Annotated in this window: 21 protein-coding genes; 13 read left to right on the forward strand and 8 right to left on the reverse strand. The window is 68.0% G+C overall.

What is annotated here, in order from left to right; genetic code table 11:
- Positions 1-21 precede the first annotated feature (21 nt).
- The gene (locus AC1MFL_RS14580; RefSeq protein WP_479810579.1) at positions 22-990 is read right to left on the reverse strand and encodes a DUF389 domain-containing protein; all 969 of its coding nucleotides are present in this window, start codon (positions 988-990) and stop codon (positions 22-24) included.
- A gap of 164 nt (positions 991-1154) precedes the next feature.
- Here AC1MFL_RS14580 and AC1MFL_RS14585 point away from each other — a divergent pair, with 164 nt between their 5' ends.
- From AC1MFL_RS14585 to AC1MFL_RS14595, 3 genes are all read left to right on the forward strand, one after another.
- Positions 1155-3215, forward strand: a complete 2061-nt coding sequence (locus AC1MFL_RS14585; RefSeq protein WP_479815477.1) for an acyltransferase family protein — start codon at positions 1155-1157, stop codon at positions 3213-3215.
- 180 nt (positions 3216-3395) lie between these two features.
- Complete coding sequence (gene guaB / locus AC1MFL_RS14590) at positions 3396-4907, forward strand: IMP dehydrogenase (protein ID WP_479810581.1); 1512 nt, start codon at positions 3396-3398, stop codon at positions 4905-4907.
- 109 nt (positions 4908-5016) lie between these two features.
- Positions 5017-6858, forward strand: a complete 1842-nt coding sequence (locus AC1MFL_RS14595) for an ABC transporter ATP-binding protein (RefSeq protein ID WP_479810583.1) — start codon at positions 5017-5019, stop codon at positions 6856-6858.
- Between the two features lie 11 nt (positions 6859-6869).
- Here the strand turns inward: AC1MFL_RS14595 and AC1MFL_RS14600 are convergent, their stop codons facing one another.
- The 4 genes from AC1MFL_RS14600 to AC1MFL_RS14615 form a co-directional block, all read right to left on the reverse strand.
- The gene (locus AC1MFL_RS14600; RefSeq protein WP_479810585.1) at positions 6870-7208 is read right to left on the reverse strand and encodes a hypothetical protein; all 339 of its coding nucleotides are present in this window, start codon (positions 7206-7208) and stop codon (positions 6870-6872) included.
- Between the two features lie 86 nt (positions 7209-7294).
- The gene (locus tag AC1MFL_RS14605) at positions 7295-7828 is read right to left on the reverse strand and encodes a hypothetical protein (protein WP_479810587.1); all 534 of its coding nucleotides are present in this window, start codon (positions 7826-7828) and stop codon (positions 7295-7297) included.
- Positions 7829-7948: 120 nt separating this feature from the next.
- Positions 7949-8572, reverse strand: a complete 624-nt coding sequence (locus AC1MFL_RS14610) for a hypothetical protein (protein WP_479810589.1) — start codon at positions 8570-8572, stop codon at positions 7949-7951.
- A gap of 52 nt (positions 8573-8624) precedes the next feature.
- Positions 8625-9488: a WXG100 family type VII secretion target gene (locus tag AC1MFL_RS14615; protein WP_479810591.1), complete on the reverse strand. Its 864-nt coding sequence runs from the start codon at positions 9486-9488 to the stop codon at positions 8625-8627.
- Between the two features lie 187 nt (positions 9489-9675).
- On the opposite strand from AC1MFL_RS14615, the gene AC1MFL_RS14620 reads away from it, so the two are divergent.
- The 7 genes from AC1MFL_RS14620 (at position 9676) to AC1MFL_RS14650 (ending at position 20834) form a co-directional block, all read left to right on the forward strand.
- Entirely contained in the window at positions 9676-10812 is a 1137-nt protein-coding gene (locus AC1MFL_RS14620) for a GuaB3 family IMP dehydrogenase-related protein (protein WP_226762066.1), read from the forward strand.
- Positions 10813-10886: 74 nt separating this feature from the next.
- Positions 10887-12638: a glycerol-3-phosphate dehydrogenase/oxidase gene (locus AC1MFL_RS14625; RefSeq protein WP_479810593.1), complete on the forward strand. Its 1752-nt coding sequence runs from the start codon at positions 10887-10889 to the stop codon at positions 12636-12638.
- Positions 12639-12708: 70 nt separating this feature from the next.
- Positions 12709-13197 carry a PTS sugar transporter subunit IIA gene (locus tag AC1MFL_RS14630; RefSeq protein ID WP_301224966.1) on the forward strand — a complete coding sequence of 163 codons (489 nt, stop codon included), beginning with the start codon at positions 12709-12711 and terminating at the stop codon, positions 13195-13197.
- A 128-nt stretch (positions 13198-13325) separates the two neighbouring features.
- The gene (locus tag AC1MFL_RS14635) at positions 13326-14189 is read left to right on the forward strand and encodes an SURF1 family protein (RefSeq protein WP_479810595.1); all 864 of its coding nucleotides are present in this window, start codon (positions 13326-13328) and stop codon (positions 14187-14189) included.
- The gene (locus AC1MFL_RS14640) at positions 14186-14698 is read left to right on the forward strand and encodes a DUF3817 domain-containing protein (protein WP_479810597.1); all 513 of its coding nucleotides are present in this window, start codon (positions 14186-14188) and stop codon (positions 14696-14698) included. The genes AC1MFL_RS14635 and AC1MFL_RS14640 overlap by 4 nt, the downstream gene beginning before the upstream one ends.
- Before the next feature lie 152 nt (positions 14699-14850).
- Positions 14851-16440: a glutamine-hydrolyzing GMP synthase gene (gene guaA / locus AC1MFL_RS14645; protein WP_479810599.1), complete on the forward strand. Its 1590-nt coding sequence runs from the start codon at positions 14851-14853 to the stop codon at positions 16438-16440.
- A gap of 272 nt (positions 16441-16712) precedes the next feature.
- Positions 16713-20834: an AAA family ATPase gene (locus AC1MFL_RS14650; protein WP_479810601.1), complete on the forward strand. Its 4122-nt coding sequence runs from the start codon at positions 16713-16715 to the stop codon at positions 20832-20834.
- Between the two features lie 74 nt (positions 20835-20908).
- On the opposite strand, the gene AC1MFL_RS14655 is transcribed toward AC1MFL_RS14650, so the two are convergent.
- The 3 genes from AC1MFL_RS14655 to AC1MFL_RS14665 all read right to left on the reverse strand — a co-directional run bounded on the left by AC1MFL_RS14655 (position 20909) and on the right by AC1MFL_RS14665 (position 22971).
- Positions 20909-21508, reverse strand: a complete 600-nt coding sequence (locus AC1MFL_RS14655; RefSeq protein ID WP_479810603.1) for an RcpC/CpaB family pilus assembly protein — start codon at positions 21506-21508, stop codon at positions 20909-20911.
- Between the two features lie 423 nt (positions 21509-21931).
- The gene (locus AC1MFL_RS14660) at positions 21932-22189 is read right to left on the reverse strand and encodes an FmdB family zinc ribbon protein (RefSeq protein ID WP_144671157.1); all 258 of its coding nucleotides are present in this window, start codon (positions 22187-22189) and stop codon (positions 21932-21934) included.
- A gap of 146 nt (positions 22190-22335) precedes the next feature.
- Positions 22336-22971 (reverse strand): 5-formyltetrahydrofolate cyclo-ligase, encoded by a 636-nt coding sequence (locus tag AC1MFL_RS14665; protein ID WP_479810605.1) that lies wholly within the window; start codon positions 22969-22971, stop codon positions 22336-22338.
- A gap of 98 nt (positions 22972-23069) precedes the next feature.
- Here AC1MFL_RS14665 and galU point away from each other — a divergent pair, with 98 nt between their 5' ends.
- The 3 genes from galU to AC1MFL_RS14680 all read left to right on the forward strand — a co-directional run bounded on the left by galU (position 23070) and on the right by AC1MFL_RS14680 (position 25717).
- On the forward strand, positions 23070-23987 hold the full coding sequence (gene galU / locus AC1MFL_RS14670; RefSeq protein WP_479810607.1) for a UTP--glucose-1-phosphate uridylyltransferase GalU: 918 nt from the start codon (positions 23070-23072) through the stop codon (positions 23985-23987).
- A 5-nt stretch (positions 23988-23992) separates the two neighbouring features.
- A complete protein-coding gene (locus AC1MFL_RS14675; RefSeq protein ID WP_479810609.1) occupies positions 23993-24613 on the forward strand; it encodes a GNAT family N-acetyltransferase in 621 nt (206 codons plus the stop codon).
- A 117-nt stretch (positions 24614-24730) separates the two neighbouring features.
- Entirely contained in the window at positions 24731-25717 is a 987-nt protein-coding gene (locus tag AC1MFL_RS14680; RefSeq protein WP_479810611.1) for a hypothetical protein, read from the forward strand.
- Positions 25718-25781 lie beyond the last annotated feature (64 nt).

Consider the following 25781-nt stretch of genomic DNA (forward strand, 5'->3'; position numbering starts at 1 on the left):
GTGTGGCCCCGACGGCACGGATCAGCTCCCGGAGCGCAGGGCCTTCCGGCGCAGCCGCAGGGAGGCGCCCCGCGGCAGGCGCTTGGTGACCACCCGGTAAAAGACCAGGACGGCAACCGCGGCGGCCACGATTCCCACCAGGTTCACTCCCAGCTGGAGGGCCGAGCCGGCCGCCTTCTGGTACTCGCCCAGGACCAGCGCCACCGCCACGAACCCCGCGGCCGGCACCGTCGTCACGGAGATGAAGACCCCGACCAGCGCAGCGGACCGCCGGCTGATCACGGACAGCATCCCGGCAGTCCCGGCCAGCACGGCAACGATCAGTGAATAGGGCCCCGGATGATAGATGAACTCGACGGCGGAGCCGCGCTCGAGCACGTCCGGGGGAAAGAGGCCCAGCGGCACGGACAGCCACGCCGTGAGGGCTGCCGCCAGCATGGCCACGGGGAAGCCGATGCCGAGCGCCAGGGCAGCACTGCGTCCCAGCGGCCATTGCCGCCGCACAAGAGCCACGGCCAGGGCCGCCAGCGGGCCGAATTCCGGCCCCACGGCCATGGCCCCGACAATGGCGATGGTGGAATCCGTGACGATCCCGATGGCTGCCAGCTGGGTCGCCAGAATCAGGAAGGCCAGATAGCTCCAGGTGAGGCGGGAGTCTTCGCCCGTCTGCCGTGACACCTCGTCCCAGATCACGGCATCCGCGCCCTCGCCGGGGGCCTCGGCGGTGGCTTTGTCGGCCCGGTCGGAGAGCACCAGCTCCGGCATGCTGACCGAGACCGAGCCGTGTTCCTGGACATTCAGGGCCTGGAGTTTCTCCAGGAGCCGCTCCACCGATTCCCGTGCCAGCAGGACGTGGATGATGTCCCCGGGCGGAAGGACGGACGTGCCGCGCTGCCGCGAAACTTCCGCGACGCCAAGCTCGCCGGTGCAGCAGTCCACGACGGCGGCGGACAACTTTTCCGGGACACAAATGCGCAGCTGTGCGATCACGATGCGGCCTCCTCTGGCTCGTTACAGGGTAGCCTCCGGGGACGCAGATCGCCGCCGGCGGGACGGCTCCCGCGCTTCTGTGATTGGCCAGGAAAAATACGGCTCGGTAACATTGAGGCTTTGGAAACCGGCCTGAAGGGTCACGAGTGTCGAACGAGCGAACCATGGCCACCCCGCAGACTGCGGCGGCGGATGCTCAAACGCGCCCCAAACCGGACTACCGTCCCGAAGTCCAGGGCCTCCGGGCGCTCGCGGTCCTGATGGTGGTCACCTACCACGTGTGGCTCGGGCGTGTGTCCGGCGGGGTTGACATCTTCCTGCTGATCTCGGCGTTCCTGATGACCCTCAGCTTCGCCCGCAAGGTCGAGGGCGGCCAACCCCTGCGGCTCCTGGGCCACTGGCTCCACCTGCTCAAGCGGCTCCTTCCCGCCGTCGTTGTGGTGGTCCTTGGTGTCCTGGCCGGCACCCGGGTGATCCTGCCCGAGAACCGCTGGCCGGACGTGCTGGACCAGGCCTGGGCGTCCCTGTGGTACCGGCAGAACTGGGTCCTGGCGGACACCGCCGTCGACTACTACGCGCAGGACCACTCCGGGGCCAGCCCGCTGCAGCACTTCTGGTCACTGTCCATCCAGGGCCAGGTCTTCCTGCTGTGGCCGCTGGTCTTTGCCGCCGCTGCCGTGCTGTGGCGGTTCCTGGGCAGGACCGGCCTGGGTGACCGGGTGAGCTACGCCGCCCTGCTGGCCGCGGCCTTCGGCGCGATCTTCGTGGCGTCGCTGGTGTTTTCCATCGGGCAGACGGCCACCAACCAGGCCTACGCCTACTTCGACACCCGCACCCGGCTCTGGGAATTCGCGCTCGGCTCGCTGCTGGCCCTGGCGCTGCCGTACCTCAAGCCCGGCAAAACGCTGCGGGTTGTCCTGGGCTGGACCGGCCTCGCCGCAATGCTCTCCTGCGGCCTCCTGCTCACCGTGGACCGCTCCTTCCCCGGCTTCATCGCGCTGTGGCCGACGCTGGCGGCAGCCGCCATCATCGCGGCCGGACGCAGCGGCAGCCGCTTCGGGGTTGACCGCTTCCTGAGCTGGAAGCCGCTGGTGGCCCTCGGGGACAACTCCTACGCCCTGTACCTCTGGCACTGGCCGCTGCTGGTGCTGGGCCTCGCCGGGATGGGCATCCCCGCGCCGAACCTGGTCCAGGGCCTGGCCATCGTGGCCGCCTCACTCGTGCTGGCCGTGCTGACCACCCGGTTCGTGGAGAAACCGCTGCGCGAGTGGCACTGGCCGCAGCGCCGGGTCTGGCGCACCGCCGTCGTGATCGCGGCGTGCGGGGCCCTGCTGGCCGGACCGGTGTCCGTGTGGCAGAGCAGGATCCTGGCGGACGAGGCGGCTGCCGCGGCGCAGCCGAAGGAATTGACCCCCGGCGCCGCCGTCCTGTCGCCCGAGAATGCGGGCAAGCCCACGCCGGATGCCAGGATCATCCCGGCCCCGGCCGCGATGAAGAACGAGTGGGCCGACATCGACGGGCTCTGCACGGAGGACAACGTCCCCGGTGACCCGCTGCTGGCCGGATGCCTGCAGAACAGCCGCCCGGACACCGTCACCAAACGCATCGTTGTGCTCGGCGACTCCCACGCCCAGCAGTACATGGCGGCGCTCGGCCCGGTCGCCCGAAGCCACGGCTGGGAGGTGGTCGCCCTCCTGAAGGGCAACTGCCGCTTCGGCGGGGAATCCCCGGAACGGGACGCCGAATGCAACGCCTTCAACCGGGCCAGCGCCAAGTACGTCCTGGACCGCAGGCCCGACGCCGTCTTCACCGTCGCCTCCCTGACTCACAAGGACGCACCTTTCGAAACCGAGGTGCCGGACTACCTTGAAGGCATCCAGGCCTTCACCGGTGCCGGCATGGAAGTGGTCGGCATCCGCGACAACCCGCGCTTCAACATGAACATGCCCGAATGCGTCCAGAAGAACGGGCCCGAGGCCCCGAAGTGCAGGGTGCCGCTGCAGGAATCCCTGGCCGACTCCTCACCTCTGGACGCCTACCGGGGGAGGGTGCCGGGGCTGCGCCTGATGGACCTGAGCGACTTCATCTGCGCCGACGGGATCTGCCCGGCCGTCGTCGGGAACGTGTACGTCTACAAAGACGACAACCATCTGACCAAGACGTACGTCCAAAGCATGATCCCCATGTTCGAGCAGCGCCTGCTCGCGGCCACCGGCTGGACCTGACCCGGCGGCGTCACCGGGCCGGTGCCGTTGCTCACATTACTGCCCCGGAATATGGGGATCGCCGCCAAGGTTCTAGTATTTATTCAACACTTCTGCACAGGCCATGCCCGTAACGACGGGCTGGTCATCTGTTGCAACCCCTACCCGTGAAACCCAAAACCCAAGGTAAGAGGCGCACTCATGACCCAGCCCGAACACGACCCCTTCGGCTTCATCGGACTGACCTACGACGACGTCCTGCTGCTGCCCGGCCACACGAACGTCATCCCCTCCGAGGCTGACACCTCCTCCCGGATCTCCAAGCGCATCACGGTCCAGACCCCGCTGCTCTCCGCCGCGATGGACACCGTCACCGAATCGCGGATGGCGATCGCGATGGCCCGCCAGGGCGGCCTCGGCGTCGTCCACCGCAACCTCTCCATCGCCGACCAGGCGGACCAGGTGGACCGGGTCAAGCGCAGCGAATCCGGCATGATCACCAACCCGCTGACCATCGGCCCGGAAGCCACCCTGGCCGAACTGGACGAAATCTGCTCGCATTACCGGGTCTCCGGCCTGCCCGTCGTGGACGAGGGCATGCGGCTGCTGGGCATCGTCACCAACCGCGACACCCGCTTCGTGCCGGAAGCTGATTTCCCGATCCGGCTGGTCAGCGACGTCATGACCAAGATGCCCCTCGTCACCGGGCACGTCGGCATCAGCCGCGAGGAAGCCTCGCACAAACTGGCGACCAACAAAATCGAAAAGCTCCCGCTCGTTGACGAGCAGGGCCGGCTCAAGGGCCTGATCACCACCAAGGACTTCACCAAGGCCGAGCAGTACCCGCTGGCCACCAAGGACGATGAAGGCCGGCTGCGCGTCGGAGCGGCCATCGGATTCTTCGGTGACGGCTGGGAGCGCGCCATGGCCCTGATCGACGCCGGCGTGGACGCCCTCTTCGTGGACACCGCCAACGGCCACTCGCAGGGCGTTCTGGACATGATCCGCCGGCTGAAGTCCGATCCGGCGGCGGCGCACGTGGACATCATCGGCGGCCAGGCCGCCACCCGCGAAGGCGCCCAGGCGCTCATCGACGCCGGTGCCGACGGCATCAAGGTCGGTGTCGGTCCCGGCTCCATCTGCACCACCCGCGTGGTCGCCGGCGTCGGCGTCCCGCAGATCACCGCCATCTACGAATCCGCCAAGGCCGCCATCCCGGCGGGCGTGCCGCTGATCGCCGACGGCGGGCTGCAGTACTCGGGCGACATCGGCAAGGCGCTGGTTGCCGGCGCGGACACCGTTATGCTCGGTTCCCTGCTCGCCGGCTGCGACGAGTCCCCGGGTGACCTGATCTTCGTCAACGGCAAGCAGTTCAAGCTCTACCGCGGCATGGGTTCCCTCGGGGCCATGCAGACCCGCGGCAAGAACACCTCCTACTCCAAGGACCGCTACTTCCAGGCCGATGTCTCCGGCGATGACAAGCTCATCCCGGAGGGCATCGAAGGCCGGGTCGCCTACCGCGGCCCGCTCGCCTCGGTGGCGTACCAGCTGGTGGGCGGCCTCCGCCAGACCATGTTCTACACCGGCGCACCCACCGTGCCGGAGCTGAAGGCCCGCGGGAAGTTCGTCCGGATCACGGCGGCCGGACTCAAGGAGTCCCACCCGCATGACATCCAGATGACGGTGGAGGCACCGAACTACGGTTCGCGCTAAAGCCCACAGCGCGGTTCACCCAAGTAACTCGCAGCAGGGGCCGTTTTGGGACCCCCATAACGGCCCTGCCGCGAGTTAGTTGGGCAGGCCGGTGTCCTAGGCTGGAGGCATGTCCGAACTCCTGCCCGCGCGTGAGCCGAAGCGCAAACTGGCGCTGAGGCCCTACGCCCGGGCCGTGGCGCAGGTGCTGCGCGTCAGCTTCCGGGCCTCGCCCGCCGCCGTCGTGATGAAAGTTGTCGGCTCGCTGATTTCGGCGCTGCTGCCGCTGGTCACCACCTACTACGCCTCCCTGACCACCACGGCCCTCGCGGCCGCCTATGCGGGCAACGCCGCCGCCGGGCAGCAGGCCATTGTCTACGTCATCATCACGGCCGCGCTCGGGCTGTTCTGGGGCGCCTTCAGCAGCGTGGACCGCTACATCCAGCAGCTCATGAGCTTCAAGGTAGGCGCGATCGTGGGCGACCTCATGTACGAGCGGTTCCTGGCGCTCGATTTCTGGCGCTACGACGACAAAGAGACCGTGGACCTGTACGACCGGGCCAAGCGTTTCTCCGATTCCTACGCCCGGGTCCTGGACCGGATCGCCGCGATCTTCACGCAGCTGGTCTCGGTACTCCTGGCGATCGGCGCGCTGCTGCTGGTCAGCTGGTGGATTGCCGTGATCGTGCTCGTGGCGATCGTGCCCAGCGTCTACCTGCAGTTCAAGCTCTCCCGCGAGCAGATCGCGCACTGGAACACCCAGATCGACTCCCGCCGGCAGCGGCGGATGATCGAGACCAACCTCCTGCGCCCGCAGCACATCGCTGAGATGCGCCTCTACGGGATCGTCGGGTACCTCATGGGGCTCCGCTCCCGGCTGCGCGACGCGGACGAGCGCCGGCGGCTGGATTTCCAGAAGCGCTACATCCCCAAACAGCTCGCCGCGGACGCCCTGCAGTACGGCGCCGAGGTCGTGTCGCTGATCTGGGTGGTCGGGCAGATCATCGCCCGGGCCCAGCCGGTGGGGCAGTTCCTCTACGTCCAGCAGATCGTCAGCCGGGCCCTGTCCACCGCCAACAGCCTCGTCTCCTCCCTGAGCTCCATCGACGAGGACCTCGCCAACCTCAAGGACTACGAGCTCTTCATGGCCCTGCCGGTGCACTCCGACCACGCCCCGCCGCTGCTGCAGGCGCCCACGACCGTGGAGCTGCGGGACATCCGCTTCACCTACACCGGCAGCGAGCTGGAAGTCATCAGGGGCATATCGCTGACCATCCGCGAAGGCCAGCACATCGCGATCGTGGGCGAGAACGGCGCCGGCAAATCCACCCTCATCCGGATCCTCGCCGGGCTCTACCGCCCGGACTCCGGGCAGGTGCTGCTCGACGGCGTCGACCTCGCCGCCGTCGACGTCAAGTCCTGGCACCGCCATCTGGCGGTGCTCAGCCAGGAATTCCTGAAGTACGAGTTCGCCACCGCGGCGGAGAACATCTTCTTCGGCGACGTCGATGCACCGCGCGACGACGGGCGGATCCGCCGCGCCGCAGCCGACGCCGAGGCGCTCGAGTTCATCAACAAACTGCCCAACGGCCTGGACAACCACGTCAGCAACTGGATGGAGGATCCGCGCGGGCGGAAGGGCAGCGGGCTGTCCGGCGGGCAGTGGCAGCGCCTCGCGATGGCCCGGAACTTCTACCGCAACGCACCGTTCATGGTCATGGACGAGCCGACCTCGGCCATTGATGCCCTCGCCGAGCACCGGATCTTTACCCGGCTTTTCGCCGACCGCAGCAGCACGATCATCGCCATCAGCCATCGCCTCGCGACGATCGAAAAGGCGGACGTCGTCTACATGCTCGAGGACGGCCGGATCGTGGAGCAGGGCACCCACAAGGAGCTGGTGGCCCTGCGCGGCCGCTACTTCCGGATGTTCGAGTCCCAGCTCACCGTGGATGACGCCGAGGGGGTCTGAGGAGGCCCGGGCTAGCTTCCGCTGCCGGTGGCCGCCTGGACCACGGTTGTCCGTACGCGCGCCAGGCTGGGCTCCGGGGGAACGCTGCTGAAACCAAAGGTGACGGGAGGCAGGATCGCGGACAGTCCGCCGGCGTCCCCGCCGTCCCGGCCGTCCCAGTCGACGCTCGCCGAGTCGATGCTGTGCAGATCAGTCACGCCGTAGTACTCCTGCCGGCCGCCCTTCGCGGCGCCCGCGGTCCGGGCGCCGACGCCGGCGCGGATCCGGAGCGGTCCGGCGTCCACCCGGAGCCCGTGGGCACCGTGCGACGCCGCGACGTCCAGCACCCGGGTCTCGTCGAAGTTGTACACCGCTGCCAGAGTCCCACGACCGCGCGCAGGCCGGATTCCGTGCCGATCCCGGCGATGTGGCCGTCGAAGACCCAGCTTTTGCCCATCTACAGGGGGCCGTAACCCGCGTTGCCGTGTGGGTCGCGCCAAGTGGCCAGATCGCCCTCCACCGCTGTGCGGAGCCCCGGGTCCGTCTGGATCCTTCGCCGGAAGGACTGCCGGGCCCGTCCCAGGACTACGGACGGGATGAGGATGGCGGCTGCCAGAAGAGCCACAAAAAGTACGTACGCGCCGCTCACCGCAACCACCGTCGCAGTTCCCCGGGACGCGATCCCGGGGACGGCGGTGGCCAGAATGCCGCCCAGTATGAGGGCCAGCACGGCCACCATCATGACGCCGCCGCGCGCCGACCCCGGGCCGCGGGCGATAAGAAGCCTATTGGTGTTCGGCAGTGTGCCACGCACCCGCTTCCAGGAGAGCAGGCCCAGCACTGTCAAAGCAGCGCCCAGCAAGCCGAGGACCAGCACCCAGACGGGGTTCCCTGACATGGCCGAGACGAAGCCGCCGGTCAGGAGCAGGAGCGGCCCGGATCCGATGGCGCTGCCCCAGGCCGCAGCAAGGGTGCCCTGGGCATCAGCCAACTGCCGCAAGCGGGAGGGTGCATCGGGTGGACTGACCCGTGCCAACTCCGGGGAAGCCCAGTAATCAAGGGGATGCGCTGGCTGGCTTGCCGGGAAGGGGATTGGAAGGCTCATACCGGACTAAAGACCCAGCCCCTTGCGAAGGCATTGGTCCAGGTCTTCCGGAGGCAGGGCAGTGGCGGGGAGGTCCTCACCCCCGCCTTCGCGCAGTTCAAGGGAACCGTCCGGCCCCGCCTTGACGTGGACGGCGCGGAATGAGCCGTCGGCAAGGTGCCTGCGGAGCGTGCCCGCGGCCGGTCGGCCGTCGGGTGCGGTGCCGAGGTAAAAATTCACCATCTCGATGGCAGTCGTGAACATGCCGTCAGCGTTGGTGAGCGGGCGCAGCTCGTGCACGCCGTATTTGCTGAGACTGAGGATCAGGGCGCCGTCGGCGGAACCGAAGAGGAAATAGACGTGTTCAGCCTTGGGAGTGACCAACGCGACTTCCAGCCAGGCGTCCGAACCCGCCAGTGCGGCGGTGACGCTGGTGGCGGGACCGGCCGGAAGGAGACCTTCCCCCTCTATTGTCATGAGCCCACGTTCCAGGAGCGTGGCCACGCCTGCCTGCTCCAAGGGTGTGCCGGCGGCGTGGTCGAGCCTAAACATGCGCTGGCATTTGAGGGCCCCGCTGGTTCCCGCCAAAGCGATCAAGGCAATCAATTCGTGTTCGGTGATGAGCAGGGGTGCGTCGTCTTGAGTGGTCATAGCAGCCTTTCGGGCGACAGGTCTCGGTTCTTAGTCTAGGGAGGGTGGGCGCTCAGGTGAGCCAGCCCCAGACCTTCTTGGCACCGTCGGCCACGGTAGCGGCTGCATTTTCGGCGGCATCCCCGATCATCTCCGAGGCGGAACCGTAGCCAAGGTTGCCCGCCAGCAGGCCCAAGCCGCCCCACGCGATGCCGGCAACAGCGAAGAAGGGTCCGGCGCCCGGGATGAAGCTCCCGGCCGCAAGGACGGTGGAGATGCCGCCGTCGATCGCCATCCCGGTGTTGCCGGTGGACAATCCCTGCGTCAGCTGTATCCCACCGGTAACCACGCCCAATCCGCCGGAAAGGCGTCCCAGCATGGACGTCCCGTTGAGAAGCTGGGTTCCCCGGACGTACCCGGCTTCGGCGGCCTGGCCGTACTGTGCGCTGAGCATGGGCCAGCTGGTCAGTTTGGTGACGAGCCCGCCCTTGGACATGGTGGCCAGCAGATCGTCCGCGTAGAGTCCGGCGCCGGTGACTGCGCCATTGGCGGCCCACCATGGCGAGCTTCCGGCCCCGGAGACGATGCCTTCCAGTCCGGTGGGAGGGCTGTCTCCGGCGGTACCGGGCTGGGCCGGTCCGCCGGGCCCGGAACCTGCGCTGCCACCCTGCGTGCTGGCTTCCTGCTGCTCATCGGCTTGCGTGAGAAGAAGTTTGGAGGCCTCGATCAGGGACTGCGTCGCCTTGTTGAGCATGGGGCGCAAAGTGCCGGTCCACTCGCTCCGGAAGCGCCCCGCGTCCGCGCCCTTCCATGCGGTGCTGGCGACCAGGCCGTTGATCCTGTGTTCGGTGTCCGACAGGCGCGACCCGGAGAGCTTCATGGATTTTGAGAGTGACCGCAGCTGTTCAATATCGGCGCCAAAGAGGCCAGGGGCCATGGGTGGTCCTCCTAGGAGTGGGGCAAGGGCGCTCGTCGAGGACCTTTTCCCTCAGGCTAGGGGATTCTGCGGGCGGCTGCCATGGGCACCACTGCCCATGGCAGCTCCCACTGCAGTCCCGGCACATTCCGGCTCCACGGTCCCGCCGGGTCCGTGGCCGGTGCCGCGGCTGGGATAACCTAGAGCAGTGACTTACGAGATTGAGATTGGCCGTGGCAAGCGTGGGCGTCGTGCCTACTCCCTGGATGACATTGCGATCGTCCCCAACCGACGTACGCGTGACCCCAAGGATGTGTCCGTCGCCTGGCAGATCGACGCCTACAAGTTCGATATGCCGGTCATCGCGGCGCCGATGGATTCGGCCATGTCGCCGGAGACGGTTATCGCGCTGGGCCGCCTCGGCGGACTCGGCGTTCTCGACCTCGAAGGCCTCTGGACACGGTATGAGGACCCGCAGGCCGTACTCGACCAGATCGGCGCGCTCCAGGACGAGACCAACAGCCCGGCCGTCACGCGCCGGATGCAGGAGCTCTACCAGGCGCCGATCCAGCCGGAGCTGATCACCACCAGGCTCGCGGAGATCCGCGCCGCGGGCGTCACCGTTGCCGGCTCCCTCACCCCGCAGCGGACCCAGGAGCACTACAAAACCGTCGTGGCAGCCGGCGTCGACATCTTCGTGATCCGCGGCACCACCGTCTCGGCCGAGCACGTCTCCAAAGACCACGAGCCGCTGAACCTCAAGCAGTTCATCTACGAACTCGACGTCCCCGTGATCGTCGGCGGCGCCGCCGGCTACACCCCGGCACTGCACCTCATGCGCACCGGTGCCGCCGGCGTGCTGGTCGGCTTCGGCGGCGGGGCCACGAGCACCACCCGCCGCGCCCTCGGCATCCACTCGCCGATGGCCTCCGCCATCTCCGACGTCGCCGCCGCCCGCCGCGACTACATGGATGAGTCCGGCGGACGCTACGTCCACGTGATCGCCGACGGCGGTATGGGCTCCTCCGGTGACATCGTCAAGGCGATCGCCATGGGCGCCGACGCGGTCATGCTGGGCAGTGCCCTCGCCCGCGCCGAAGAAGCGCCAGGCAAGGGCTGGCACTGGGGCCAGGAGGCGCACCACCTTGAACTTCCCCGCGGCGACAGGGTCAACGTTGGCACCGTCGGAGCCCTCGAAGAGGTTCTCTTCGGGCCGGGCCACCACACCAACGGGACGTCCAACCTGATCGGAGCGCTGCGCCGTTCCATGGCGACCACCGGCTATTCGGACCTCAAGGAATTCCAGCGGGTCGACGTCGTGGTTTCGCCCTACGCCGGCAACTGAAAGCCCCCTGCCCATCCGGGGGAGTTGGAAGTAGTGTGGTGCACTACGAGCGATGATGCTGATGGAGGCGTGACATGAACAGTTTTCCCGGCGGTTCTCCCAAGGCCGGCGGTGCCCTTGGGCCTGCGGAACGCGAAGCTTCACTGGCGGTGCTCAGGGGCACCAGCAGCCCGGGCAAGGAACTCGACATTCTGATTGTCGGCGGAGGGATCGTCGGCACCGGCGCCGCCCTGGACGCCGTCACGCGCGGCCTGAGCGTCGGCATTGTCGAGGCCAACGACTGGGCTGCTGGCACCTCCTCGCGCTCCTCGAAGCTCATCCACGGCGGCCTGCGCTATTTGGAGATGCTCGACTTTGGCCTGGTCAAGGAGGCGCTGCACGAGCGCGGGCTGATCCTCTCGACGCTCGCCCCGCACCTCGCCCGGCCGGTTCCCTTCCTGTACCCGCTCACCAAGCCCTTCTTCGAACGGCCCTACGTGGGCGCCGGCATTGCCCTGTACGACGCCATGTCCATTTCCACCGGTCAGCGCCGGGGCGTGCCGTTCCACAAGCACCTGAGCCGCCGGGGGACCCTTCGGGCCGCGCCGAGCCTTAAGGACGACGCCTTCGTCGGTTCCATCCGGTACTACGACGGCCAGGTCGACGACGCCAAGTACTGCGCCAACCTGATCCGCACGGCGGCGTACTACGGTGCCCACGCGGTGAACCAGATGTCCGTGGTCGACTTCCTGCGGGAGGGCGAACGCGTCGTGGGTGCCAAGGTGGTCAACCACGAGGACGGTTCCAGCTTCAACATCAGGGCGAAGCAGGTCATCAACGCCACCGGGGTCTGGACCGATGAGACCCAGGCCATGGTCACCGACCGGGGCCAGCTGAAGGTCCGTGCCTCCAAGGGCATCCACCTCGTGGTGCCGCGGGACCGGTTCCAGTCGACTGTGGGGCTGATCCTGCGGACCGAAAAGTCCGTTCTTTTTGTCATCCCCTGGGGCCGGCACTGGATCATCGGCACCACCGACACCGACTGGCACCTCGACAAGGCCCATCCCGCCGCGTCGAGCAAGGACATCGACTACCTTCTCGAGCATGTGAACAAGGTCCTGAAACGCCCGCTGACCCGTGAGGACGTCGAGGGCGTCTACGCCGGGCTGCGCCCACTGCTGGCCGGGGAAAACGACTCCACCGCAAAACTTTCCCGCGAGCACGTTGTGGCGCACCCGGTCCCCGGACTCGTCGTGGTGGCCGGCGGCAAATGGACCACCTACCGCGTCATGGCCAAGGACGCGGTGGACGAGGCAACCCGCAGCATGGACGAACGCGTCCCGCCCAGCTGCACGGAGTCCATCCCCCTCCTGGGCGCCAGCGGATTCAAGGCCGCCTGGAACAAGCGGAACCGGATGGCCGAGGAGACCGGCGTCCACGTCGCCCGGATCGAACACCTGCTCAACAGGTACGGTTCGATGGCCCCGGAGGTGCTGGCTCTCATAGCCGGGAACCCGGAACTGGCCGAGCCGCTGCCCGGCGCGGACGACTACCTTGCTGCCGAAGCCGTCTACGCCGCCACCCACGAGGGCGCGCGCCACGTGCAGGACGTGCTGACCCGCCGGACCCGGATTTCCATCGAGGCCTGGGACCGCGGTGTGTCCGCCGCGCCGGTAGTAGCTAAACTGATGGGAGATGTCCTCGGCTGGAGCGATGCGCAGCGTGAGGGCGAGATCAAGCATTACCTGGCAAGGGTCGACGCTGAACGGCTCAGCCAGGAGCAGCCGGACGACGAATCCGCTGACGCAGCACGACTGGGCGTCGAGGACATCGTTCCGCTGCGTTGACCGGCAGCGTCCGCCGGCAGCCTCGACCCGAGCCTGCCGGCGGACTCACGCCATTTTGAAGGGATTACTCTTGGCGGAACCATTGGACCGGTATGACGCCGAGCTCACCACCCCCGAAATGGTGATCCTCGAGATGGACGCCACCGACAAGTTCGACGCTGCCAGCCAGCTGGCGGAACGGATGCACGCCGCCGGGCGCATCTCGGACCTTGAGGGCTTCCTCAAGCACGTCAACGCCCGGGAACACCAGATGGCCACCGGCCTGCCCGGCGGCATCGGCCTGCCCCATGCCCGCAGCGAGTTCGTGTCCCGGACCTCCATCGCCGTCGGCATCACGAAATACGGCAAGGCCCTGGATTTCGGTGCTGCCGACGGGCCCGCCACCGTGGTCCTCCTGATCGCGACCCCGGCAAGCTCCTTCTCCGAGCACCTCGAAGTGCTGGCGACCATTGCCCGGTCGCTGTCCAAGGAAGCCTTCCGCGAATCTCTCCGCCGCGCCTACGACCCCGAAGTGATTGCCGAACTCATCAATTCCAGCCTGGTCTTTTTCGACCACTGAAAAGCGGGGCGCGCTTTTCCGTGTCGACTCCGTCGCCACGCGGCGACCATGCTGCCCAATCTCGCGGGCTGGCCCTGGTCCCGCTCTCCGTTTCGTTGTTCTACGGGCCGACGAAGTACGGTTAAGGGGTGCTGAAAACTGCCCTCAAACCCCGCTGGATCGCCGGACTGGTGTTCGCGATCGTCATTTCAGGGGTGTTTGTGCTGCTCAGCCAGTGGCAGTTCGGCCGCTCGACCCAGCCAGAAGTGACGGTCTCCACCACCACCGAGGAGCCCAAACCGCTCACCACGGTGCTCCGGCCCGGAGATTTCTTCCCCGGATCCGTTGCTGACCAGATCGTCACCGCCACCGGCAGCTACGACCCGCAGAAGCAGGTCCTGGTGCCGGGCCGCCTGAACGACGGTGCCAAGGGATTCTGGGTCGTTTCGGCATTGGCTGTGAAGGATGCCCCCGTCCTGACCGGGGCCGGCGCCTCGCCGCAGACCTGGATCCCGGTCGCCCGCGGCTGGGTTGCGGACCCCGCGGATGCCGGCGCGCCGCCGTCGGGAACCATTGAACTGACCGGGCGGCTGCTGCCGTCCGAAGCCCCGCTGCCCGGGACCGACGCCGGCCCCGGCCGGGCCAGCGCCGTCTCCATCGCGGAACTCATCAACATCTGGGAAGTCAGCAGCTATCCGGGCTTCGTTGCCGCGGGCTCCGAGACCTCCGGCGGCAGCGATGTCAGTGCGGCCGGGTCCGGCGGAGCGCTCAAGCCGCTGAACGTCGGGCCGCAACCGCCTGCCGGGAAGGTCAACTGGCTGAACCTCTTCTACGCCGCGGAGTGGGTCGTGTTCGCCGGCTTCGCCCTGTTCATCTGGTGGCGCCTGGTCAAGGACGACTACCGCCGCGGTCTCGAGGACGCCCTCGACGAGGAGGAGGAAGCCGCGGCCCGGCACCTCCCGGAACCTGACCCCAACGAACCGCACCCCTCCGAACCGAAAGTGCAATCATGATCGAGCCCCAGCCGGCCGTCCAGCCGCAGCAGTCCAACGCCACGGGAAGCGCGCGCGGCAAGAAGCGCCGCTTCGGCGGAACCGAGGCCCAGATCCGGTCGGCGTTGAAGTTCTACAAGGTCCTGGCGTACCTGACCGGCTCCATGCTGCTCCTGCTCTGCGCCGAACTGATCGCCCGGTACGCCTTCGGCCAGTACCTCTTCGCCGGCGGAACCAACGCCGTCACCGGGGAGCCGTTCGGCTTCGGATTCGCCGACGCCGAGCCGCCGGGGGTCATCGGCGGCGTGAACCTCTCCATCGCGGTGCTGATCGTGCACGGCTGGATGTACGTCGTGTACCTCATGTCCAACTTCCGCCTGTGGTCGCTGATGCGCTGGCCGTTCTCGAAGATGGTCATCCTGGCGCTCGGCGGCGTGGTGCCGTTCCTGTCCTTCTTCGTGGAGAAGAAGTTCCATGCCGAGGTGGAGGCCGAGCTGGCCGCCAACCCGCAGGCCCCGCAGCGCTACTGAGCCTGCCCCGGACAGCTTTCCGCCGGCCCCGCGGCGTGCCGCTGGCCGACGTGGGGCCCTCCCATGTGAGTTCGCTTACCCGGCGGCCGTTTCGGGCCTCGGGCGGTCTTCTCAATGTGCGGGCGGACGGCCCCGCAAAGTAGGCTAGGACGGTGACTACTCCCTCTGCATCCCAGACGTCCCACAAGCCCGTGCTGGTTGTTGACTACGGTGCCCAGTACGCGCAGCTGATCGCCCGCCGCGTCCGGGAAGCGAATGTGTATTCGGAAGTGGTTCCGCATACCTACAGCACCGAGCAACTGCTGGCCAAGAACCCTGCCGCGATCATCCTCTCCGGCGGCCCCTCGAGCGTCTACGCCGAAGGTGCACCCAGCGTTGGCGCGGAGCTGTTCGACGCCGGCGTGCCGGTCTTCGGCATCTGCTACGGCTTCCAGGCGATGGCCAACGCCCTCGGCGGCAAGGTGGCCCAGACCGGCCTCCGCGAGTACGGAGCCACCGAGACCACGACCCTCGGCGAAGGCCGCTCCATCCTGGATGGAATGCCGCAGCACCAGAGCACCTGGATGAGCCACGGCGACTCGGTGCACGAGGCCCCGGAAGGCTTTGAGGTCCTCGCGACGACCGCCGGAGCCGAGGTCGCCGCCTTCGCCAACGAGGGGAAGCGCCTTTACGGCGTGCAGTGGCACCCGGAGGTGAAGCACTCGGCCTATGGCCAGCAGGTGCTGGAGAACTTCCTGTTCAAGGGCGCCGGGCTGGAAGCGAACTGGACCGCGGGGAACATCCTCGAGGAGCAGGTCGACCGGATCCGCGCACAGATCGGCGAGGCCCGGGTCATTTGCGGCCTGTCCGGCGGCGTTGACTCCGCCGTGGCCGCCGCCCTGGTCCAGCGTGCCGTCGGCGACCAGCTGACCTGTGTCTTCGTGGACCACGGACTGCTGCGCGAGGGCGAAGCCGAACAGGTCGAACGCGACTTCGTGGCCGCCACCGGCGTCAAGCTCTACGTCGCCAACGAGCAGGAGCGCTTCCAGTCGGCACTGGCCGGCGTCAGCGACCCGGAGACCAAACGCAAGATCATCGGCCGCGAATTCATCCGCGCCTTCGAGGAAGCCGAACTGGCGATCATTGCCGAGGCAGCCGCGCACGGCGAAAAGATCAAGTTCCTGGTGCAGGGGACCCTGTACCCGGACGTCGTGGAATCCGGCGGCGGCGAAGGTGCCGCGAACATCAAGAGCCACCACAACGTGGGGGGCCTGCCGGAGGACCTGCAGTTCGAACTCGTCGAACCGCTGCGCGCCCTGTTCAAGGACGAGGTACGCGCCGTCGGCGCCCAGCTTGGCCTGCCGCAGGAAATCGTCGGACGCCAGCCGTTCCCCGGACCGGGCCTCGGCATCCGGATCGTCGGAGAAGTCACCAAGGAGCGGCTGGACCTGCTGCGCAAGGCAGACGCCATTGCGCGGGCGGAACTGACCGCTGCCGGACTGGACAACGAGGTCTGGCAGATGCCGGTGGTCCTGCTGGCCGATGTCCGCAGCGTCGGTGTCCAGGGCGACGGCCGCACCTACGGCCACCCGATCGTGCTGCGCCCCGTATCGTCCGAAGACGCCATGACCGCGGACTGGTCCCGGCTGCCCTACGACCTGCTGGCCAGGATCTCCAACCGCATCACCAACGAGGTGGACGGTGTGAACCGCGTGGTGCTCGACGTGACCAGCAAACCGCCGGGAACCATCGAGTGGGAGTAGCCTGGTAACAGGCAGGGAAATGGCCGGCCTCCTGTGGGGGCCGGCCATTTTGCGTCTTCCCGGGTCTTCCCGGCAGGGATTCGGACAGCCCGCCGGGCCGGGGACGGCGATCCTGTTAATTCCCGTTGAATTTGGGCCCCGCCAGTGTTGCGGAGCCTCACCGGGCCTGGATTCGGGCTACGCTCGAAAGTATGCCCGTATGGTCCAGGACGTCCCGCGCGAGCACGGATAACGTGAGCAAAGTAAACGCGAGCACAGAAAAGAAGGCAGCAGTGTCAGTTGGTCAAGGCCACCCCGAGGGCTCCGAGGAGCTCAGGAAATGGCTGTCGGGGCTCAAGCCCGTCACCGGAGCAGACACCATGCTGCGCTTTACCAAAACGCCTGAGGGCTCCATCGATCTGACGCATGCCCATCCCTCGGGCCTGGCGCAGTTGATGGCCGGCCGGCGCACCCGGCTCTCCACCCTGATCCGTGACCACCAGCAGTACGTCGTCGCCGCCCGGGCCTCCCGCAACCTGCGGTCCAAGATCTTCGAACTCACCAACGACCGCGGCATCGATGCCGGTTACTTCTCGGCGGGCACCGTCGTCTGGACCTCCGCCGTCGGAGGCAAGCCCCAGCGCGTCTCGGCCCCCGTCATGCTGACGGCCATCTCGCTCACGGTCCGCCCCGGCGAGGACGACTACGAACTGCAGCTGACCGAACAGGCCAAAATCAACCCTGCCCTGATCCGGCACCTGAAGACCGTCCACGGGATCGTCTTCGACGTCAACGCCGTCACCCGCATGGCGTACAGCACCGCCCGGTTCGATCCGCAGCCGGTCCTCGACCGCCTGGGCACGCTCATCCAGCCGATCCACGGCGCCGAGGTGGAGCACAACCTCCTTGTCTCCACCTTCGCCGACCTGTCCGGGAGCCTCGAGGATCCGTGGATCAACGAAAACCATCCCGTCGTGGCCGCGCTGGCGCGTGCCGCCGACGGCGGGGCGGTGGAGATTCCCGAGCTCAAGCCCGGGCGCTTCCCGAGCACCGACGAGCGGGATCCCGCCGACGAACTGCTGCTGCTCGACGCCGACACCGACCAGCAGTACGTCGTCGACGCCGTCCGCGCCGGGGACTCGCTCGTGGTCAGCAGCCCGCCGGGCACCGGCCAGACGCAGACCGCCGTCAACACCATCGGCGCCCTCGTCGACCAGGGCAAAACCGTCCTGGTCGTGGGGGACCGTCGGGCCAGCCTGGGTGAGATCTCCGCTCAGCTGGACACCCTCGGGCTGGACTCCACCCTGTTCCAGCTCGCCGGCAACGCCACTCCACTGCAGCTCAAGGGCCAGCTGGTCCGGGCCATCGTGCGCAACGAGAAATCCCTCGAACCCCAGCTGAGCAACCTGCACACTACACTGATCGAGCACCGCCACGCCCTCCGGGACCACGTCGCCTCACTGCACAACGTCCGCCAACGCTGGGGCTGCTCGCCGTATGAGGCCATGCAGTCGCTGGCCGGGCTGACCGCCCTCCAGCCTGCACCGGCGACCACCGTGCGGCTCAAGCGCAGCGTGCTGGACAGCATCCGGGACCGCGAGGAGCTGGCTGGCCGGCTCCGCCGGGCAGCCGAGCTGGGAAGCTTCAGCCGGGCCTCGACGACGAGCCCCTGGCACGGCGCCCGCCTGCTGACCCGCAAGGAGACCCAGGAGGCCCAGCAGGTCGCCAGCTCCGTGGCCGGGAAGCTGCCGGAACTGCGCGACCGGATGAACGGCGTTGCCGAACACGCAGAGATCCGTCTGGGCCGCACCTTCGCCGAGTGGGGCGACCAGGTTGAACTGCTGGTTGCAGTGCGCGAAAGCCTCGACAAATTCACCCCGGACATTTTTGACCGTCCGGTCCACGACCTCATCTCCGCCACCGCGGCCTCCTCCTGGCGCCGGGAACGGAGCATCGAGATGCCGTCCATGCAGCGGTCCCGCCTGCGCCGGGTGGCGAAGGAATACGTCCGCCCGGGCGTCCACATCGCCGACCTGCACAGCTCCCTGGTCCTCGTCCAGGAGCAGCGGGCCGCGTGGGCCGACTACGCCACGACGCAGCGCCATCCGGCCGTCCCGTCCGGCCTCGGGGAAATCATTTCCCTGTACCGCGAACTGGAAGCGGAGCTTGCCGAGCTGGGCCAGGCCGTCAGGCACACCGCGGCAGGCGGAGACCTGCACGGCACACCCTACGAAGAACTCATGGAGCGGCTGGAACGGCTGGTTGCCGACACCGGCACGCTGGAGACCCTGCCGGAGCGCACGCTCCTGGTGGAAAACATGCGCGAGCATGGCCTCGGTGAACTCCTCGCCGATCTCGCCGAGCGCGAGGTCCCGGCCGAATCTGTGGCTACGGAGCTCGAGCTCGCCTGGTGGCAGTCGGCGCTGGAAGCCATGATCAGCGGCGACGATTACCTGGCCATGTCCGACGGCGACGCCCTGCGCCAGCTCGAAGCCGAGTACCGCCTCGCGGACAACGCCCACATCGCCAGCGGTGCCGCCCGGCTGCGCTGGAACCTTGCCGAACGCTGGCGGGCGGCTCTCGCGGAACACCCGCGCCAGACGGAACTGCTGCGCAGCCTGCTCAAGGACGGTCGTGTCACGCTGGCGGCCCTGACCGGCCAGGCCGCGGAACTGCTGCCGATGCTGGTGCCGGTATGGTCGGTCAGCCCCTATCTCCTGACCGCGGTCCTGCCGGTGGAGCAGCGGTTCGACGCCGTTGTCATCCTCGACGCCGAGGCGACTTCGCTGCAGGCTGTCCTGCCGGCCATGGCCCGCGCCCGGCAGGTCATTGCCTTCGGTGACGACCGGATCGCCAGCCCGCGGACCTTCACGGTCAGTGTGGAGCGGCTTGCCGCCGGCGAGAGCTCCCACCAGGGTGTGGAGAGCGCATACAACGCGCTGGCCGCGGTGCTGCCCGTCTGGAGCCTGAAGACCATCTACCGCGCCGTTGACGAAGACCTCGTGCGGCAGCTGAGCAGGAGCTTCTACGACGGCGGACTGCGCCGGCTGCCGGAGGGCCAGTCCGCTACCGGGCTGGACCGTGCCTTGACGGTGGAGTACCTGCCGGACGGCACCGGACTCCCCAGCGCCGACCAGGACGGTGTCGAATCCGTGGTCGCCGAGGTGAACCGGGCGGTGGAGCTTGTCTTCGAACACGCACGGCTCCGGCCGCGGACGTCCCTGGCCGTGGTGACCGGGAGCCTCCGGCACGCAGCCCGGATCGGCGAGTCCATCCGGCTGCAGCTGCCCAACTATCCGCTGCTGGCGAGCTTCTTCACCGCCGGGGACGAATCCTTCCGGGTGGTGGACCTGGAACGAGCCCAGGGTTTGGTCCGCGATCATGTGATCTTCTCACCGGGCTACGGACGCACCCCGCACGGCCGTGCGCTGCACAATCTGGGTCCGCTGTCCGCCGATGGCGGACGGGCCAAGTTTGCCCTTGCCATGACGAGGGCGCGCCGGTCGCTGCACGTGCTGAGCTGCTTCCGTCCCGAGGACCTCGACGTGACCCGGCTGAGCCACGGCGCGGTGGACTTCTACGAGCTGCTGGACCGGGAAATCGCGGGCAACTCCGATCTCGGCAGCCCGGCTTCGCGGGCGGCCGCCAGCGAACAGGCGCTGGGAGCCGACCCGCTCGTCGCGGACCTCGGCGACCGGCTGCGGGCAAGGGGCGCCCGGGTCTGGCACCAGTACGACGGCGCCCTGAACATGGTGGCCGCGGCCGACCCGCTGAGCACCCTCGGGCAGGACGACGCCGAGATTCCCCGGCCGGTGGCGATTGAGTCCGACGGCACCGAGCAGTACCGCAGGCTGACCGTCCGTGAACGCAGCAGGCTCCGCCCGCAACTCCTGGAGCGACTGGGCTGGCGCTACATGCCACTATGGACCATAGAGGTCTTCACCGATCCTTCGGCCTGCGCCGACCGCATCGGGGGTTACCTTGGGCTGGAAAAGCCGGCCGTGACGCACCGGCAGCCGGTGTCGCCGGGATTCTTCGACGACGACGTTGAAAACCTGGCCGTCAACGAAGCGCAGGCCTTTGAGGGGCGGACCGTTTCCGGACAGCCGGACAGCGCGCAACAGGACAGAACAGATCAGGGCAGTAAGGAGGCCGGCGGCATGAATGCTGACGGTGATACCCGGAACGACGACGACGTGCAGAACGGCGCCGGAATCCAGAACAGCGGCGGGGTCCAGAACGACGGCTCCCGGGAGGACGCCAGGGGCGGCGCACCGGCGGTACCCGCCCCGGACCCGGCCGGAGTGCTGCCGAACAAGGCAGCTGAAGACGATCCGCGGCGCTGGGGCGATGAGCCGGGCGGCTACGACCATGACTCCTGGCTTGAGGAGCAGAAGCCCCCGCACTGGGGCTAAAGTCGGCCTGCCGCGGGCCAGGGTGATACGGCGCCGCTTCGGAGCGGGTTCCGGCGGTCACGCCGGGCAGCAGCCTAGCCAGGGGCGGCCCCCACCAGAACGAAGAACAGCTTTCCCTGGGTGGAAGCACCGGCGAGACGGTGCGCCTGCTCGGCATCGGCAGCCACGACCAGGAGGCCCTCGGTTTCCCCGGAGGCCAGCCATGGGCCGGCCCCGCCGCCGTGCCCGGACGTCCACAGCACCGGCACCGCGGCGGCGAGCACCTGGGATGCCGCCGGTTGGTCAAAACCGTTGCCGTTGGTCATCACCACGTTCACGAGCTGTCCGGGGGATAGCAGCTGGATTGAGGCGGGATCTGCCATCCGCAGCGGCACGGCGGCTGATCCCGGTGGGCTTCCCGCCAGCAGCCCGGGCCCCAGGAGCTGGGAGTCCGAAAGCAGCTGGCCCTTGCGGAGTGCCACGGCCAACTGCTGGCCCTGCAGGGAAACGGTGCCGCCATAGCTGCCCGCTGGTGCCAGGTCGCGGGGCACGCTCAGAACCGTCAGGTCATCCGGGACGAGTGTTTTCCCGGCTGGAAGGTCCCGGGCCGCAGCGTAGGCCGCCACCGTGTCGGCCGGGGCCGGGGTCAGCTGCTGCACCGTGAGACCGGCAGCGATGCACAGCAGCAGTGCCACCGCCAGCCGCCGGTGCCGGTTCAGCCACCGGACCAGTTGACGGGACGGCCGGCCAGCGGGTCCTGCTCCGTATGGAGGGCTTCCGGAGGCCGGCCCTCGTCGCGCGCGGCGCCTGGCGGAACGGCCGATTCTGAGGACCGTTGAAGGGCGCAAAGGGCCGCGAAAAAAGACAGGCCGGGATGCCGCGGGGATGGTGCCGACGGGCGGGGCGAACGGTGCGAGAGTGGCCATAGCCCGACGCTACGCACCGGCGCGGATACCGGGCAGGTGCGATTGCGGCTATGTGGAAAAATCTGCCCGGAGAGGCAGCAGCTTGCACAGGCAGCGGCAGGCGGCAGGGAGCAGGGCACGGGTCGGGGCGCGGACCCGCACGCAGTGGCACGCAGTTGATAGCGGCGCCGGGCGCGGACCCGCAGGCGGTTCCTAGCTTGCGGAAGCGGCGGCGGGAGCCGGAGTTGCTGCCGGCGCGGGAGCCGGGGCCGGGGAGACAGTGCTGCCCTTGGCGTCGCGGGAGTCAGTCCGGTAGAAGCCGGAACCCTTGAAGACAACACCGACGCTGTTGAACTTCTTGCGCAGGGTCCCCTGGCACTCCGGGCAGGACGTGAGGGAGCTGTCGGTGAACGACTGCACGATCTCGAAGGCGTGGCTGCAGTCCTTGCAGGCGTATGCATACGTGGGCACTGGAAATCCTCCTCTGGGACAAACGAGCAGGTCCCGTGCTGTGCGGTCAGGATCTCCGCCGATCTGGTGATCAGCGGAATCCGTCCCTTAGCAGTCGCAGGGCCTGAGTGCTAATTCTATCACCCCGGCCGGGCACCCCTTTAGCCCTATCGCTGCAGTGGGAGCAGACCGGCCGGTGTCAATGCGGCCGCCACCTTCCGGTCGAAGGACTCTGCCGGGATGCTCCCGGCCGGCAGCACCTCGGTGTCGTACACGACGGCGGCGCTCGGCAGTGACGGCAACGGCCCGCCGTCGGACGCTGGCGTCCCGGCCGGGACGACGGCGGCCAGGGCGGCCAGGAACTTGTCGTAGTAGCCGCCGCCCTGGCCGATCCGGTTGCCGGAAAAGTCGACGGCGGTGGCCGGCAGGATGATGCCGTCGGCGTGCCGCATGACGGCCGTGTCGTGGCGTTCCCCGGCGGGCTCCAGGATCGGCGCGTAGCGGCTCCGGACGAATTCGGAGTCCGGCGTCCAGTACACCCAGCTCAGCGCCAGCCCGGGTTCGCAGACCGGCAGCAGGAGCCGGTGCCCGGCCCCGCGCAGCGCCGCCAGCAGGTCCAGGGTGGGCGGCTCGGAACCCACGCCAAGATAGGCGGCGAACGTGCCGGGGGTGCCGCGGGTCAGCTCCGTTGCCCACGCGAGTCCGTGCCGTGCGATGCCCGCCCCGGCGATTCGCAGCGCGGCCGGCGTCAATGCGGCACGCCGCGCCCGATGGCTGGCCCGGATCTCTTCCTTCGATGCCATGATGCCCCGTCCCTCCGTATCATGCGGGCCCGGGAAGCAGCGGTTCCTGGCAGCCCGAATGATTACCCAATGCTTGGTCCCTCCGTTAGATTAGTCGAGTGACTACACCCAACGCTCCCGTCCGCAAGGCCGTCATTCCCGCAGCCGGCCTCGGAACCAGGTTCCTTCCCGCCACGAAGGCCATGCCCAAGGAAATGCTGCCCGTCGTTGACAAACCGGCCATCCAGTATGTCGTGGAGGAAGCCGTCAAAGTCGGACTGAACGACATCCTGATGATCACCGGACGCAGCAAGCGCGCGCTCGAGGACCACTTCGACCGCGTCCCCACCCTGGAAGCCACCCTTGCGGCCAAAGGCGACACTGCCAAACTCAAGTCCATCCAGGACGCCAGCAATCTGGGTGACATCCACTACGTGCGCCAGGGCGATCCGATGGGCCTGGGCCACGCCGTCCTCCGCGCCAAGCAGCACGTCGGCTACGAGCCGTTTGCAGTCCTGCTCGGCGATGACCTGATCGACGCACGCGATGAACTGCTCAGCACCATGATCGAGGTCCAGGCAAAGACCGGCGGATCGGTGATTGCCCTGATTGAGGTCGAACCCTCCGAGATCAGTGCCTACGGCTGCGCCGACATCGAAGCGATCGGCGGCGAAGAGTACGTCCGCATCAAGCACCTGGTCGAGAAGCCGGACGTCAAAGATGCCCCGTCCAACCTCGCCATTATTGGCCGTTACGTGCTGCACCCGGCGGTCTTCGAGGTGCTGGAACACACCGAGCCCGGCCGGGGCGGCGAAATCCAGCTCACTGACGCGCTGCAGGAACTCGCCTCCGGTGACGCTGAAGGCTACGGCGTGTACGGCGTGGTCTTCCGCGGCCGCCGCTACGATACCGGCGACAAGCTCAGCTATCTCAAGGCCTGTGTTCAGCTCGCCTGCGACAGTGACGACCTTGGCCCCGGCCTGCGGGAATGGCTGCCGGGCTTCGCCTCGAAACTCGCACCGAGCCTGACCAAGTAGTTCCGGTGGGGGGCAGCTTCACCTGGCCGGTCACGCTTGAAAGCGGCGACGTCGTGCTGCGCCCGATCCGGTACCGGGACCGCAAGGAATGGACCGAGGTCCGCTCCCGCAACCGGGAGTGGCTTGCCCCTTGGGAAGCGTCCAACCCCATCCCCGGCGGCGGCCTTCCCGACTACCGCCAGATGGTGCGTTCCCTCAAATCGCAGGCCGCACTGGCCACGGCACTCCCGTTCGTGATCACCGAGCGGACGCCGGGCTCCCGGGAACCTGTGATTGTGGGGCAACTGACGGTGTCCTCGATCGTGTGGGGATCAGCGATGATGGCCACTCTGGGCTACTGGGTGGACAAGGACCGGGCGGGCCGGGGAATTGTCCCGACTGCCGTGGCATTGGCGACGGACTATTGCTTCGACGTCCTCGGACTGCACCGGATGGAGATCAACATCCGTCCCGAGAACGCTCCCAGCCTCCGGGTGGTCGAGAAACTGGGCTTCCGCGACGAGGGCTACCGGCCGCGGTTCCTGCATATCAACGGTGAATGGGCCGATCACCGGAGCTTCGCCCTGACCTCGGAGGAAGTGCCGGAAGGGCTGCTGGCACGCTGGCAACAGAGCCGCCCCGCGTAGCCGGCCAACGCCTTCCTGACCAGCCCCTTCGTCGTAAATCCAGTCAATTGCCAGTTCCCCCGCGACACACCGGGGACAATGCGGCCCCGTACCGCTGATTGCTCATACGGTTTTGATGTGGACATCCCTCTAAGCAGCTCTGTGATCCTTGTCATTGCTGTTGCGCTCTGGATTGTGTGGGTTGCCCCCTACATCCTCCGGAACGGACACCACCACCTGCAGCCCGCGGGCGAGCTCGTGGCGGACGTCATCGATCGAGAAACAGCAGCCCCGCAAGCCGGGACCGTCATGAAGATGGCGGCCCAGCAGGAGAAACCCATGACCAGTACCCAGCGCACCGAGTCCTTCCCGGGAACCAGCGTGCCCGACGGCGGCCCCAAGCCTGGGGGCCCCGGCCCGGCTTTCAGGATCCGTTATGGCCGGTTGGCGCTCGCCCTGGCGGGCGCGCTCTCGCTGCTCACGGGTGTTGTATCGGCAGCCTTGCGGCTCTTCGGCCTCGGGTCAGTCTGGTTGCCCGTTGTCGCGTTGCTCGGCGCTGTGGCTGCCGTCTTTATGCTTCGCTGGCTCGCGGTCCGGGACCGACGCCGCAAAATGAACGCCGTGTTCCGCGAGGCCATGGGCGCACCCACACGTCCGGTCCGTCCCGCCCCGGAGCGCGCCCCGCAGCGTTATCCGGCGGAAGAGCCGCGCGAACGGCCCGAGAGCCCGCTCTTTGACGCCCAGGCCCACACCGCCGAACGCACGCCCGCACCCAAGCCGCTGACCGCCCAGGAACTCCGCCAGGCGGCCCTGGCGGAAGCCGTTGCCTCCGGCGACACCTCGTTCCGCGGCCCCCAGGCCTTCCGGGGAGCTGAAGAATCCAGCTGGGAGCCGGTGGACGTACCCAAGCCCACCTATGTGGAGGCAGCGAAGGCCGAGCGGGCCGCCCCGGAACCGCTTGACCTGCCGGAAGCCCCGAAGGCCGTCGGCAAGCCGTCGCTCAAGCAGGGCCTTCCGCAGGCGCCGGCCGGCAGCTCCGGCCTGGACTCCGAATCGAAGCCCCTGGGCAAGGCGCAGAGTGCCCTGAGCAACCTGGACGATGTCCTGCAGCGGCGCCGGGCCTGATAAACCAAGCATTTCAGAGCCCCGGGCAGCCAGGCATGGCAGCCCGGGGCTTTTTTGCGCCCTT

Source organism: Arthrobacter sp. BG3 (assembly GCF_056680185.1).